Origin of the sequence: Cytophaga aurantiaca DSM 3654, assembly GCF_000379725.1 — a bacterium.
Classification (GTDB): Bacteria; Bacteroidota; Bacteroidia; order Cytophagales; family Cytophagaceae; genus Cytophaga; species Cytophaga aurantiaca.
In genome coordinates this window covers 54,896-67,835 of record NZ_KB903621.1, presented here as the reverse complement: position 1 = coordinate 67,835, position 12,940 = coordinate 54,896, and the positions used below count along the sequence as shown (strand labels likewise).

General features: G+C 37.6%; 14 protein-coding genes. 6 read left to right on the top strand and 8 right to left on the bottom strand.

The genetic code is table 11. The features are described from left to right. Nucleotides 1-46: 46 nt before the first annotated feature. On the bottom strand, nt 47-688 hold the full coding sequence (locus A3EE_RS0101705) for a murein L,D-transpeptidase catalytic domain-containing protein (RefSeq protein WP_245553792.1): 642 nt from the start codon (nt 686-688) through the stop codon (nt 47-49). A 44-nt stretch (nt 689-732) separates the two neighbouring features. Then, nucleotides 733-1,323, bottom strand: a complete 591-nt coding sequence (locus tag A3EE_RS0101700; RefSeq protein WP_018341693.1) for a murein L,D-transpeptidase catalytic domain-containing protein — start codon at nt 1,321-1,323, stop codon at nt 733-735. Nucleotides 1,324-1,615: 292 nt separating this feature from the next. On the opposite strand from A3EE_RS0101700, the gene A3EE_RS0101695 reads away from it, so the two are divergent. Next, entirely contained in the window at nt 1,616-2,869 is a 1,254-nt protein-coding gene (locus A3EE_RS0101695; protein WP_083921233.1) for an ammonium transporter, read from the top strand. 11 nt (nt 2,870-2,880) lie between these two features. After that, nucleotides 2,881-3,222, top strand: coding sequence for a P-II family nitrogen regulator (locus A3EE_RS0101690; RefSeq protein ID WP_018341691.1), 342 nt, complete (start codon nt 2,881-2,883; stop codon nt 3,220-3,222). Nucleotides 3,223-3,279: 57 nt separating this feature from the next. Here the strand turns inward: A3EE_RS0101690 and A3EE_RS19870 are convergent, their stop codons facing one another. From A3EE_RS19870 to A3EE_RS0101660, 6 genes are all read right to left on the bottom strand, one after another. Continuing rightward, the gene (locus A3EE_RS19870) at nt 3,280-3,627 is read right to left on the bottom strand and encodes a hypothetical protein (protein WP_026209537.1); all 348 of its coding nucleotides are present in this window, start codon (nt 3,625-3,627) and stop codon (nt 3,280-3,282) included. A 142-nt stretch (nt 3,628-3,769) separates the two neighbouring features. Then, on the bottom strand, nt 3,770-4,126 hold the full coding sequence (locus tag A3EE_RS0101680) for a DUF4180 domain-containing protein (RefSeq protein ID WP_018341689.1): 357 nt from the start codon (nt 4,124-4,126) through the stop codon (nt 3,770-3,772). A gap of 7 nt (nt 4,127-4,133) precedes the next feature. After that, nucleotides 4,134-4,856 (bottom strand): hypothetical protein, encoded by a 723-nt coding sequence (locus A3EE_RS0101675; RefSeq protein ID WP_018341688.1) that lies wholly within the window; start codon nt 4,854-4,856, stop codon nt 4,134-4,136. Between the two features lie 36 nt (nt 4,857-4,892). Then, entirely contained in the window at nt 4,893-5,864 is a 972-nt protein-coding gene (locus A3EE_RS0101670) for a hypothetical protein (protein ID WP_157446834.1), read from the bottom strand. 108 nt (nt 5,865-5,972) lie between these two features. Then, nucleotides 5,973-6,962, bottom strand: coding sequence for a hypothetical protein (locus tag A3EE_RS0101665; protein ID WP_018341686.1), 990 nt, complete (start codon nt 6,960-6,962; stop codon nt 5,973-5,975). 327 nt (nt 6,963-7,289) lie between these two features. Continuing rightward, a complete protein-coding gene (locus A3EE_RS0101660; protein ID WP_018341685.1) occupies nt 7,290-9,053 on the bottom strand; it encodes an AMP-dependent synthetase/ligase in 1,764 nt (587 codons plus the stop codon). A gap of 129 nt (nt 9,054-9,182) precedes the next feature. Between A3EE_RS0101660 and A3EE_RS0101655 the strand changes: the two genes are divergently transcribed. The 4 genes from A3EE_RS0101655 to A3EE_RS0101640 all read left to right on the top strand — a co-directional run bounded on the left by A3EE_RS0101655 (nt 9,183) and on the right by A3EE_RS0101640 (nt 12,929). Further along, nucleotides 9,183-9,536 (top strand): ArsC family reductase, encoded by a 354-nt coding sequence (locus A3EE_RS0101655; RefSeq protein WP_018341684.1) that lies wholly within the window; start codon nt 9,183-9,185, stop codon nt 9,534-9,536. A gap of 98 nt (nt 9,537-9,634) precedes the next feature. Continuing rightward, complete coding sequence (locus A3EE_RS0101650; protein ID WP_018341683.1) at nt 9,635-9,973, top strand: hypothetical protein; 339 nt, start codon at nt 9,635-9,637, stop codon at nt 9,971-9,973. A gap of 93 nt (nt 9,974-10,066) precedes the next feature. Beyond that, nucleotides 10,067-10,507, top strand: coding sequence for a MarR family winged helix-turn-helix transcriptional regulator (locus tag A3EE_RS0101645; protein ID WP_018341682.1), 441 nt, complete (start codon nt 10,067-10,069; stop codon nt 10,505-10,507). A gap of 16 nt (nt 10,508-10,523) precedes the next feature. Further along, a complete protein-coding gene (locus A3EE_RS0101640) occupies nt 10,524-12,929 on the top strand; it encodes a 3-hydroxyacyl-CoA dehydrogenase/enoyl-CoA hydratase family protein (protein ID WP_018341681.1) in 2,406 nt (801 codons plus the stop codon). Nucleotides 12,930-12,940: the final 11 nt, after the last annotated feature.

Sequence of the window (12,940 nt, the reverse complement as noted above, 5' to 3'; positions counted from 1 at the left end):
TTTTCCGATAGTAAAAAAGCAATGTCTGGACCAGGGCATTGCTTTTTTATTTATAAATCCACAGCAACGTTGGTTTCTTTTTATTTTTTAATAAGCCATCCAATCTTCTCATAAATTTGTTTGAAACAACCGGACAACCCAGGCTCCAGCCCATCGATAAATGGAAAGGATAGATCTCGGTTTCTGAAACCGGATCATGTGAATGCAATACGACAATTCTGCTATATGCATTTGAGTTTGAAGATTCCAATCCGTGTAGCTTGTAATGCGCATGGATGCCCCAATTGCTATACGAACGGATACCCACTTTATATTTTCCTAAAGACGTGCAATTGCTGCCGTTCTCATTGCTGAACACAGGCGTTGAAGTTGTACTGCCTTTACCCACACCATGACAACAAAGCCCTTCATACGCAATTTTTTTAGTTTTAAAATTCCATACAAAAAATCGATTCTTACCTGAATGAATACTCATATCTATAAAAAAGCAGGTAGAAGTATCATAACCATTCTTCTTACAGAATTTAAAAGCTTGTGCAACTTTACTGCTGTCGACTTTTTCATAGACCGTGTTTTTCTTTTCATCCGAGCAAGCTGAAAGCAATACGAAGCAGAAAAAAATAATAAACAGCATCGTGAATGAATGATGTATATGTGACAAACGAAAATCTATTCTGTACCTGTTCATAGTACGAAGTAAGATAAAAATACAGACTTCAAAAAATTTAGTGATCACTTATAAATCCACAACAACGTTGGCTTTGTTTTCTTTTTCAGCAACGCATCGAGGTTTGTCATCATGCCATCGGAGACCACAGGGCATCCAAGACTCCAGCCCATCGACAAATGTGAGGGATAGATTTCTGTTTCGGAGACTGCATAATACGAATGTAACACCACAACCCTGTTGTATGCATTGGAGTTTGTCGATTCCAGTCCGTGCAGCTTGTAATGTACATGAATGCCCCACTGACTGTAGGAACGAATGCCGATTTTATATTTTCCCAAAGAGGTGCAGTAACTTCCGTTTTCATTGCTGAACACCGGAGTTGCGCCTGTACTGCCTTTGCCCATGCCGTGACAGCAGAGTCCTTCGTAGACGATCTTTTTAGTTGCGAAGTTCCAAACAAAAAAACGATTCTTACCTGAATGAATGCTCATGTCTACAAAGAAAGCCGCTGAAGTATCGTAGCCATTTTTCTTACAGAATTTAAATGCTTCGGCAATTTTAACACTATCAATTTTTTCATGAACACTATTTTTCTTTTCACTTGAACAGGTTGCAAGTAATAAAATGCAAAAGGGGATCAAAAGTCGCAGCATGAATGGATCAGTTATGTCTCTTAAACGAAATAGGATTGGGAACCTTATTCATAATGCGAAACAATAAAAAAGATACAGTTTAAGGGAAAATGATAACAAAAATATCACACAGCCTTATTCATAATGCTGAATTGACAAAAAAGTATCTTATTTTATCAAAGTGAGGTAAAAAATAACCCACAATTTTAACTTTTTACATACATTTCCTTTTTTATCCATGAATATTTTAACAGCTTTGCCCGCGAATATATTTAACCGGTATATTCAATAACCCTTTATTCTTTAATCTAAAATGAACGAAATGACTGAGCTTGCTGCACAGCAAGTAGAGCTCACCCATGCTATTGATACAGTCTGGGTAGCAATTTGTGCTGCACTGATCTTTCAGATGGAAGGCGGCTTCGCCTTACTGGAATCTGGATTTGTGCGATCTAAAAACGCCGTTAGTATTATTGCCAAAGTAATGATCGACATTATGTTCGGCGGCATTGCATTTTATGCTGTTGGCTTTGGTATAGCTTACGGAAAATCAAATGGCTGGTGGGCTTTTGACTTTGGAATTCCTGAAGGCGACATGGGATTAGGCCTCACTGTGTCAAACAAATTATTCTGGTTTATACAAATGGGCTTTGCGATTGCAGCAATCTCCATTGTATCGGGCGCAGTTGCAGAACGTATGAAGATCTGGGCATACGCATTCTTTGTATTGTTCTTTTGTGCATGTATGTATCCCTTGGCAGCAAACTGGGTGTGGAATCCAAATGGCTGGTTATTCAAATTAGGCTTTAATGATTTTGCAGGCTCTGCTGCAGTACACGCCATGGGCGGCTTTGCCGGATTGGCAGCAGCAATCGTTCTTGGTCCGCGTATTGGTAAATACAATGCAGATGGTTCCATCAACCCGATTCCGGGTCACAACTTAACGCTGTCTGCAGTAGGTGCATTTATACTTTGGTTCGGTTGGTTCGGATTTAATCCGGGATCAACATTAGGAGCAGTAGGTAAGTGGGAATTGATCGGTACCGTAGCAACAAACACGTTTCTTTCTTCAGCGATGGGTGGTATCTCTACCATGGTGTATACGTTCCTTCGTTACAAACGCATTGATATTACCATGGTGATCAACGGTGTGTTGGCAGGTTTGGTAGCGATCACAGCAGGTTGTAATGTAGTGAGCGCAAACTCTGCAATCATCATTGGTTTATGTGCAGGTATCTTAATTGATGTAGCGGTTGTTGCAATCGATAAAATGAAAGTAGATGATCCGGTGGGTGCTGTTGCAGTACACGGCGTGAACGGTTTGTTCGGAACGTTAGCGGTAGGTTTGTTTGCAACAAACGGCGGCTTATTCACTACAGGCGATGCGCATTTATTAGGCGTGCAGGCATTGGGTGTAACCGTAATCGCTGTATGTTCATTTGTAGTAACATACATAGTATTTACTATACTGAAGAAAACGACAGGCATCCGTTTGGGCGAGCGCGAAGAGCTTGCAGGAACCGATGCAGTAGAATTTGGTATTGAAGCATATACGACCATCGAATAAATTTTATATAGATGAAAAAAATTGAAGCAATTGTAAAGCCATCAAAGTTGAAGGCAATACAGGCAGGTTTAATAAAAGTAGGCATTCCATGTATGACCGTTGTACCTGTGAAGGGCGTTGGTTTACAGCAGGGATTTCCTGAAATTTACAGAGGTGCAGAAAAATCAATTGTACTCTTATCTAAAGTAATGATCATCTGCGTAGTAAGCGATGAGAATCTGGAGAAGTGTATAGATGTAATTATCGAAACGGGCTCCGAAGGTAAAGTAGGCGACGGAAAGATTTTCGTGTATGATGTACTCGATGCAATTCGTATGCGTACAAAAACGCGCGGCGATGATGCGATACGATAGTGGTCAGTAGTCAGTTAAGAGGAAGCCTCCGGAGATTATTCTTTGGAGGCTTTTTGTTTACATAATTTTTAAAAACACAAATACAAAGCTGCAGAGTTGGCCTATAAAAAGAGCAATGCCAACGATTAAACTATAAGTCCCCGCAGTTATCTTCGGTTCATTTTCAATTCTGGAAGCAAGCTTCAAGCCGGTCACTATAGAAAATAAGCCAATCAATGCTAGAGGAAATACGATGCACAACAGCATTACAAAAGGCATCAATTCCATTACGTGTATGGTATACGCATCAAGTACAAGCAACGCAGCGCATAAAGATGGAATTATAGAACAGGATAATCCAATGCGGTAGAGATCAGATATTTTTGAAAGAATTAACTGTTTGGTAATTTTTTTAGTGGCGGCCATGATTCTTAATATTAGACCTTGCCAATCTGATAAATGTTTCTGTTGAAAAACTGTGGTTGTGTTCTTGCCGTTGTTGTTTCTGCCAAAACGAATCGGCAATAGAGAACAGAAGACAACGCAGAGTCGCCAACAACTTGTCAACTCACCTCAGTCGTTCAATTGCTTCTCCTACCGAATCAACAAAATTGATCTGCTTATTTTTATTGCTTTCAAAGATAAAATCGTTCAGGCTTTTACTGTTATAGCTTGAAAAATCACCAACAATAGCGAGACGCATCCGATAGTTCGAAAATTTCTGCAGGATCTCGCCGGCAATTCCTGTTTTCAGATCAAAGAAAGTTGGAGTAATATTTTTTTCATGAAGGATAAGTGCATCAAAGCCTTGATAATAAATGTCGGCCATTAAGTTTGATCCATCTTCAATTGTATCAATAATAATGCTTTCAGAAAGTACTTCTGCAATTTTTGTGTTGGAAGATTGGTGAGATTGGATTTTCATTGACCTCTTATTTTTTCAACAAAGCTTTAAATACACCTTTCTTATTAAAATAATTTTTATATTCCGTATAATCGAAAGCAACTGAAGGATCTTCATCTGAACAATATGCACAATGATTGCCTCTAAGATATAATATGATGCGGGTGTCTTCGATACTAAACTGTGCATTTTTAATTTGTTCTTTCCACCAGGAAATATCTTCTTCATCAAAATCTATTTGATCCATCTCTTTATACCATATTTTCATTTCAGCTATAATAATGGAATCAATTGCAGATCGTTTTTCAGGTTTGAATAATTCCTGAAAAGATATTGCCTCTCCTGTTTTAACCGAATAGTTCAATGTCTTAAGGGATGTTGAACTATTAAAATTTGGATAAATCAAGAGACTCTTAAAAAATATACTTACGATGTTATTTTGAGAATAGGTAATTGTTGAATTTGCTTCATAGGAAATTTCTTTTATGCATACTGCTTCAAAATTTGCTGAATCTATTTTTAAACGTTGAATAAGAGCATATATATCGGAATTGATTTTGTTTTGAATGGTTGTATTTTTCATACGGACTTCTTCCCATTGAATGGAATCTTTGCAATTATCCATCAATGGGTAAACCTCTTTCTTTTTTACAATGCCAATAGAGTCTTTAGGGCATACATGAGGTCTTGCATATACAGTGAATGATGCAATCAGAGCAAGACTAAGAAACAATAATCGAATTCTTTTCATGGCAATTTATTTTAATCTCTCAGCCACAATTCAGATTTAAAATGAATCAGGAGAATTTGATTTACGAGTCAAATTTTCGTTTAATCCATCTACAAATAAAATACACGTATCTGCTTCATTATTCTGATTTAAAAAAAACAGATTCCCTGACAATATTGGCTTAGACCCAGTATATGTTCCGATAAGTACAAACTTCTCTCCGGTTTTTAAATTTTTCTTAATTGAAGCAGTGTCTAACAAAAGATTATTTTCAGATTTATTATCTTGTTTAAATTTAATTTGTGTGATGGCAGCACCAATATTTTTAAACGTTCCTTTATATTTTCCGTTTTTATAGTTCACACCATTAAAAATAAAAACAGGATGATCTATTCTAAGAAAGCCTGTAAGTCTCATGGGTAAGTAATGCATCAGAATTTTCTCATCTCCATTCTTATAGGAATGTATTAAATCTGCTTTTGTAACAACAACGGAATCAAACGGCTCATTATAGAAATTCTCATTGGTTGCAAAAGCTTCTAATGCACAATAGTTATAATCAGTACATCTATCAATTTGGCTTATAAGACAGGTAAGCGTAGTTGCGTCTGAAGAAATGACTTTTAAACAGCTTGTAGTAGCAGAGTTGCTATCATTAAGAATAAAGTACGTATCAGGCTTACCATTTGACACGGCAGAAAGAAGCTCGATTTCTTTTTCTACTCGTTTATTTTCTTTTTCTGCCAGCTCTAGTTCGCGAAATTTATTGTTGTAATATGAATTAATTCCAACAAAAGAAAAATAGGTAGCTATTGTGACAATCGCTGCTAGTAAAAGTGTAAACGTGTACCAAGGGGTGTTATATTTTAAATCTAAGGCGTTCAAATGCTTATTCATTTTAGACGAAGGCTCATAAAAATCGGAGCTGCCATTTTTCTTTATAACCCATACTTGACCAATTGGAAAAAATGGAATCCAAAAAAGATGAAAATATTTTTGTCTTCTTTCAATAATTGTATCGGCATCCATCTCAACATCGAAGCCAATAGTCGAAGGTTTAAGGCTTGCAAGCTTAATGGTGTTCCATCCGTAAATGATCATAAAATAAAATGGTAAAGGATCAGTGTAAAATTAATTTTAATGCGGATAAACCAATGCGTCAAATATACTATCAAATATACCATCAACAAGACCAAAAAGAAGAGTCTCTCCGAAGGTATATTTCTTTGTTTTGTACGATGATTCTACTGTAGGTGTTTTTGGATATAATTCTAACAGACAATATTTTTCACCTGCTCTGTTTGTAGCATATCTATAGATAATAAGTTTGTATGTTGAATTGGAATAAGAGATCATGTATTCATCTTCAGCAGACCGAGAGGTATAATTTTCAGAATTTTCTAATATTTTTTTACAGGGCAAACCTACTGCATCCAACAATGAATTCATATAAGGTGCACAATCTTTGTCTGAGCTTGAATTGGAAACTACGATCATCAATAGCATATGCTCCGGATCGAATGTTAATTTTTCTACTTGCAGTGAATCGTTATAATAGCGATTTCCTGAAGAACGCAAGGCAATTGGTTTAAATGCTTCTTCATCAAATAATGACCGTCGGTCTCCACTTCCATAACTTGCCCAAGTGGATGAAAGTGTTTTATATAAAAAATAATCTTTAGGGTATAAAAATTCCCCACGCATCGTTCTTTTATGTTCAAGATCAGCAACAGAATTGGAAGTTTCAATAAGACAACACCCACCATTCCAGTATTGACGTTTATTAAAGATCCATTTTTCTCCCTCCAAAATACCGAATATAAAAACCTGCCTGTTGTAATCCGTAGTCGCCCAATTTCCCCGTATTAAAAGATATTCATTTTGACTATTTGCAAAATTCTGTACAATTAAATCAGGTATACAAAAGGTATAGACCAATGAATCTGAATAGGACTGAACACTAAGTAAATCAAAGATAGGATCGTAGTGAATGATTTTTATACGGTCACAAAAATCTGCATGACCATATACATCCTCAAAATTAAAAATAACAGACTCATCCGCATGCGTGTTGATTGATGCAATAAACAATAGAAGACTGAGCGTTAAAAACTGAATGTGTTTCATAGTTTATCGGTCAATTAAAAAATGCAAATAAATAATATTCAACAAGAATAGGGTTTTTAGATAATGCTTTACAATTTGATTATTATAAATATCAATTTTAATTCTGTGGAAATTTAGTTTTCTATCGGGATTCATGAGGCTGGATTTTGAGTGCAAATTGTTTTAATCTGGCACCTTCCGGAGACTTTACAATAGAATCTAAAATGTATGTTAATATACTCAAAAAAAGAACGACCCTGACTTCAATCAAAACCGCTCTTTCTATAGTCTTAGTACTCTGTACTCTATACTTCTCTCGTCTAGTAACTCGTAACTAGCACCTAGCAACTACCTCTCATACAACTTCTCGATCTGCCCCTGACAATTCTGCATGATAATTTTACGTTTCAATTTCAACGTTGGTGTCATTTCTCCGCTCTCTATCGTAAATGGTCTTGGCATCAAAATAAATTTCTTTACACGTTCGTACTGTGCAAAGTTTTCATTCATCTCATCAAACTCTTTTTGGAATTTTTCGATCACCTGTTTATTGCAAACCATTTCTTCATTTGTTGTATATGGAATGCCTTTGATTTCACACCAGCTTTTCACATCAGCAAACGAAGGAACAACAATCGCAGAAGGGAATTTCTCACCTTCACCGATTACCATGATTTGCTCAATGTAGCGCGACTCTTTAAATTTATTTTCAACCAACTGCGGCGCAATGTATTTACCTCCGGAGGTTTTAAACATTTCTTTTTTGCGATCGGTAATTTTCAAATATTTATTCTCTATAAACTGACCGATATCTCCCGTGTGGAACCAACCTTCACTGTCGATCGCTTCGGCTGTTAAGTCCGGACGCTTATAATATCCTTTCATGATGTGTGGTCCGCGGGTTAAGATCTCTCCGTCTTCCGCAAACTTTACTTCCACACCAGGTAATAGAGGTCCAACCGTACTGATTCTCGTTTCATCCGGATTAAAACGGTTCACTGCAATCACCGGAGAAGTTTCTGTTAATCCATAACCTTCCATAACCGGAATCTGTGCAGCCCAGAACACACGAGCTAAGCGAGGCTGCAATGCTGCACCGCCTGAAACAATTGTGATCACATTTCCGCCAAGCGCTTCACGCCACTTACTGAAAATTATTTTGTTGGCAAGCTTTAACTGTATGTTATAAAAAAAGCCTTGATTTTTTTGCATGTCGTATTTCAAACCCAGATCAAGTGCCCAATAGAAAAGAAATTTTTTGATACCGGCAAGTTCGGCGCCTTTCGCTACAATTTTGTCATAAACTTTTTCAAGCAACCGCGGCACCGTAACAAACATGTGCGGCTGTACTTCTTTCAAATCATCTCCAACCGTATCAGTACTTGTAGCATAATAAATAGAAACACCTTGAGATAGATACAAGTAACACAACATACGTTCGTACACGTGGCACAAAGGCAAAAAGCTAAGTGCTCTGTGGTTGTGATTAACAGGCATCAATGGAATGGCTGCAAGCACATTGCTTAATATGTTATTATGCGTAAGCATAACACCTTTTGGCTTTCCTGTGGTTCCGGAAGTATAGATCAATGTCAGCAGATCGCTGTTCAATACATTTGCTTTGTGTGCATCAAGTATAGAAGAAGATTCACCATCTGCCAACACCGTAATTTCTTTCCAGTTCTTTGCATCTTTAACTTCCTGCAAGGTATAGATAACAGGATTAGTTTTTGATCCAACAACTGCTTCCGTTGCTTTTGCAAATAAAGATTCGTCGTAAACAAAAACCATTTTAACTTCTGCATCGTCAAAAATATATCGATAGTCTTCAACGGTTATGGTTGGATAAATAGGCACGCTAACCGCACCGATCTGTTGCAGACCCAGGTCTATGAAATTCCACTCCGGTCTGTTCGGGGAAATGATCGCAACTTTATCGTCCTTTTTCAGACCCAGTTTTATAAAGCCAATACTTACTTTATCTATGATTTCCTGAACACGCGTAGAAGAATAGGTAATCCATGCGCCATTCTCTTTTGTTGCCAGCGCATCCGATTTTGGATACTTAGCAATTTGCTGCGGAATTAAATCGAAAAGACGTGTGACAGTCATGTAAGTTTTTGGTTAGAATGTTGAACGGTTAATCTATATACGACAATCTGAATTGAAAAGATATAGTTCAAGGTATGAAACAAAACTGTATCTATGTTGTATTTTAGGGCTTAAATTAATTATTTACTCATGCCAATCATAACTATTTTCGGGATTAAAAATTGTGACACCATGCAAAAAGCATTTCGCTGGCTCGACTCCAAAAAGGTTTCGTATACCTTTCACGATTATAAAAAAGGAAATCTAACGGCAGAGTATATTCAGTTGTGGTTGAAAGATCTGAGCATGGAAGAGATCATAAATAAAAAGGGTACCACCTGGAAAAAGCTTACGGAGCCAGAGAAAAACTCCATTTCTGACACGGATAAAGCAATTGAGTTAATTTTAAAAAATCCGTCTGTCGTAAAACGACCGTTGGTACAAATGGGTAAAAAACACCTTGTTGGCTTTACTCCCGAACAATGGGATATCTTCTTTTCCTAAGCCGATTTCCAGATCGCTTGAAATAATTATATTTTTTATTGAAATAGAATAACCTTCTTCAAAGTTCTGCGTTTATGTAAGAAATTGCATAAAAACCTATGGAACCCAATATTACAGCAGACGTTATTTACAGCCTTTTCCTGAAATTAAAAGGAGATGGGTTAAACGATGCTGAAATAAAAAAGGCACTGGTTAATGGTGTTATGGGAGAACATAATCTGCTTCAATCCATAAATAAGGAAGCAATTTTTTTAAATAAAAAGCATCAAAGTCGTTTTAAAAAGAGATCAGTTGCATACTGCGTTTTGGGAGCATCTGCTGTTTATCTTATATTGCTGCCTTTTTTAACTGAAAAGGCGGCTCATTTTACTTTTTTGATTTTGGCACTTTGCGTGTCCACTTTTTTGGTTGTGAAGCTTCGCAAGATATTCTACTAAATAAACTCAGATTCTATAATTATTTTTGAAATAAACACATATTTTTATTATGAGTGCATAACATTTTATTGAATTTTTTCGTTAAATAATTGTATGAAACCCAAAGAAACCGTTTGCTTCAACATTAAATATTCCTGGCATGCCATTTCCAGAATGTATAATGAGCGTGCCTCAAAATATGGCACTACAGCTGCGGTTGGCTTCATTTTACTAAATATTGACCCCGAAAAAGGTACTGCAGCTACGCAAATCGGTCCAGCCCTGGGCATGGAAGCAACAAGTCTTTCACGCGTATTCAATACTATGGAACAGGATGGGTTGATCGAGCGCAGAAATGATAATATCGACAAAAGAAAAGTAACTATTTTTCTTACTAAACTTGGTAAGGAGAAAAGACAAATAGCAAAAGATTTTGTGTTGGATTTTAATAGCAAAGTTCGCGAGCAGATTCCTGAAAGCAAACTGAATACCTTCTTTGAAGTGCTGCATGAAATTCAAACCATCATCGAAAATAAAAATACATCGCTAACCTAATAACCTTCATTTTAAAATGAGCCATCGAAAAATTCGCAAAGTTGCAGTATTGGGTTCCGGCGTAATGGGGTCTCGCATTGCATGTCATTTTGCAAACATTGGTTTGGAAGTATTGCTTCTGGACATTTTACCGAAAGAGCCGAATGATGCTGAAAAAGCAAAAGGTCTGACTCTTGAAAGCAAAGCCGTTCGTAACCGTATTGTGAACGATGCCTTGCTTGCTTCATTAAAATCAAATCCGGCACCGTTATACGATGCTGCGTTTGCATCCCGCATCACGACAGGGAATTTTGATGACAACATGAAAGACATTGCGTCCTTCGATTGGATCGTTGAAGCGGTTGTAGAAAATTTAGATATTAAGAAAAAGGTTTACGAACAAGTTGAATCCTTCCGTAAACCAGGCACATTGGTTACATCAAATACTTCAGGTATCCCGATGCACCTGATGTCTGACGGCAGGAGTGAAGATTTTCAGAAACATTTCTGCGGCGTACACTTTTTCAATCCACCGCGCTACATGCGCCTATTAGAGATCATTCCCGGACCGAAAACGAGTCCGGAGATTATTGATTTCTTGATGCTCTATGGCGATCTGTATTTAGGAAAAACTACCGTATTATGTAAAGATACTCCCGGTTTCATTGCCAATCGTATTGGTATTTATGGAATCATGGAAGCGCTGCATACCATTATTGATCTTGGTTTAACAGTTGAAGAAGTAGATAAATTAACCGGTCCGGTTATCGGTCGTCCGAAATCAGCAACCTTCCGTACCCTTGATGTAGTAGGGATTGACACGGTAATTAAAGTTGCGAATGGGTTAGGTGCAGGCGCACCGAACGATGAAGCAAAAGACATGTTTGTTCTTCCGGAAATTTTGAAAAAAATTGATGAGAATAAATGGTACGGCGATAAATCACAACAAGGTTTTTATAAGAAAACTAAAAATGCTGCCGGACAAACAGAGATCCTTTCATTGAATTTAAATTCATTGGAATACGGTACGCAGCAAAAAGTAAAGTTTGCAGCACTTGAGCAAACAAAAACAATTGAAGATCTGAAGCCGCGCTTTTCTGTTTTAATAAAATCAGGAGACAAAGCAGGTCAGTTTTATAGAAGAACATTCTTAGGTCTTTTCAAATATGTGTCAAATCGTATTCCTGAAATTTCCGATGAATTGTATCGCATTGATGATGCCATGCGCACCGGTTTCGGCTGGGAACTTGGTCCGTTTGAAACATGGGATGCCGTTGGTGTAGCAAAGGCAGTGAAGTTGATGGAAGAAGATGGTCGTAAGCCTGCACAATGGGTTTACGAAATGCTTGAAGCAGGCAACACAAGTTTCTACAAATCAGAAAACGGGAAACGTTTGTACTATGATATTCCAAGCAAGTCATACAAAGTAATTCCGGGAACAGAATCATTTATTATTCTTGATACACTTCGTGCAAACAAACCGGTGTTTAAAAATGCAGGTGCAACTTTACACGACATTGGCGATGGAATTGTAAATCTTGAGTTCCATACAAAAATGAATACGCTTGGTGGCGAAGTTGTTGATGCAATTAATCGTTCGATCGGTATTGCTGAAAAAGATTTCCAGGGAATTGTAATTGGTAACGATGGTGCAAACTTCTCTGCCGGTGCAAACCTTGCCTTGGTATTGATGTATGCGATCGAACAGGAATACGATGAAATTGATTTCATGATCCGTGCATTCCAGAACACCATGATGCGTGCACGTTACTCATCCATACCGGTTGTTGTAGCACCACACAATTTAACACTTGGCGGCGGTTGCGAAATGACGTTACATGCCGATCACGTACAGGCCTTTGCCGAAACCTATATTGGTTTGGTAGAATTTGGTGTAGGTTTAATTCCTGCCGGTGGCGGTACAAAAGAATTTACGCTTCGTGTAAGTGATTCATTCGAAGACGGTGATATTCAGGTAAACAATCTTAAAAATATGTACATGCACATTGCAACTGCAAAAGTTGCAACCTCTGCTGAAGAAGCAAGAAGCATGGGCATCCTTCGTAAGAGCGATGGTATTACATTAAACAGAAGCCGCTTGATCGCAGATGCAAAAGCAGCAGCCATCAGCTTGGCAGAAGCAGGTTACACACAACCAAAGCAACGCAAAGACATTAAAGTACTTGGGCAATCTGCCTTAGGTATGTTCTATGCCGGAGCGAACTCAATGGTTTCAGGAAAATATATGTCAGAGCACGATCGTAAAATTTCTGAGAAGCTAGCGTACATCATGTGTGGTGGTGATCTTTCAGCACCAACATTGGTATCCGAGCAATACTTATTGGATCTTGAACGCGAAGCATTCTTATCATTAACAGGCGAGAAGAAAACGCTTGAACGTATCCAGAGTATTTTGACATCTGGAAGACCATTAAGAAATTAGTTTCCAGTTGC

Coding starts and splice junctions, on each gene's coding strand:
- A3EE_RS0101705 (WP_245553792.1), bottom strand. CDS start 688: ATGAACAGGTACAGAATAGATTTTCGTTTGTCACATATACATCATTCA.
- A3EE_RS0101700 (WP_018341693.1), bottom strand. CDS start 1,323: ATGCTGCGACTTTTGATCCCCTTTTGCATTTTATTACTTGCAACCTGT.
- A3EE_RS0101695 (WP_083921233.1), top strand. CDS start 1,616: ATGAACGAAATGACTGAGCTTGCTGCACAGCAAGTAGAGCTCACCCAT.
- A3EE_RS0101690 (WP_018341691.1), top strand. CDS start 2,881: ATGAAAAAAATTGAAGCAATTGTAAAGCCATCAAAGTTGAAGGCAATA.
- A3EE_RS19870 (WP_026209537.1), bottom strand. CDS start 3,627: ATGGCCGCCACTAAAAAAATTACCAAACAGTTAATTCTTTCAAAAATA.
- A3EE_RS0101680 (WP_018341689.1), bottom strand. CDS start 4,126: ATGAAAATCCAATCTCACCAATCTTCCAACACAAAAATTGCAGAAGTA.
- A3EE_RS0101675 (WP_018341688.1), bottom strand. CDS start 4,856: ATGAAAAGAATTCGATTATTGTTTCTTAGTCTTGCTCTGATTGCATCA.
- A3EE_RS0101670 (WP_157446834.1), bottom strand. CDS start 5,864: ATGGATGCCGATACAATTATTGAAAGAAGACAAAAATATTTTCATCTT.
- A3EE_RS0101665 (WP_018341686.1), bottom strand. CDS start 6,962: ATGAAACACATTCAGTTTTTAACGCTCAGTCTTCTATTGTTTATTGCA.
- A3EE_RS0101660 (WP_018341685.1), bottom strand. CDS start 9,053: ATGACTGTCACACGTCTTTTCGATTTAATTCCGCAGCAAATTGCTAAG.
- A3EE_RS0101655 (WP_018341684.1), top strand. CDS start 9,183: ATGCCAATCATAACTATTTTCGGGATTAAAAATTGTGACACCATGCAA.
- A3EE_RS0101650 (WP_018341683.1), top strand. CDS start 9,635: ATGGAACCCAATATTACAGCAGACGTTATTTACAGCCTTTTCCTGAAA.
- A3EE_RS0101645 (WP_018341682.1), top strand. CDS start 10,067: ATGAAACCCAAAGAAACCGTTTGCTTCAACATTAAATATTCCTGGCAT.
- A3EE_RS0101640 (WP_018341681.1), top strand. CDS start 10,524: ATGAGCCATCGAAAAATTCGCAAAGTTGCAGTATTGGGTTCCGGCGTA.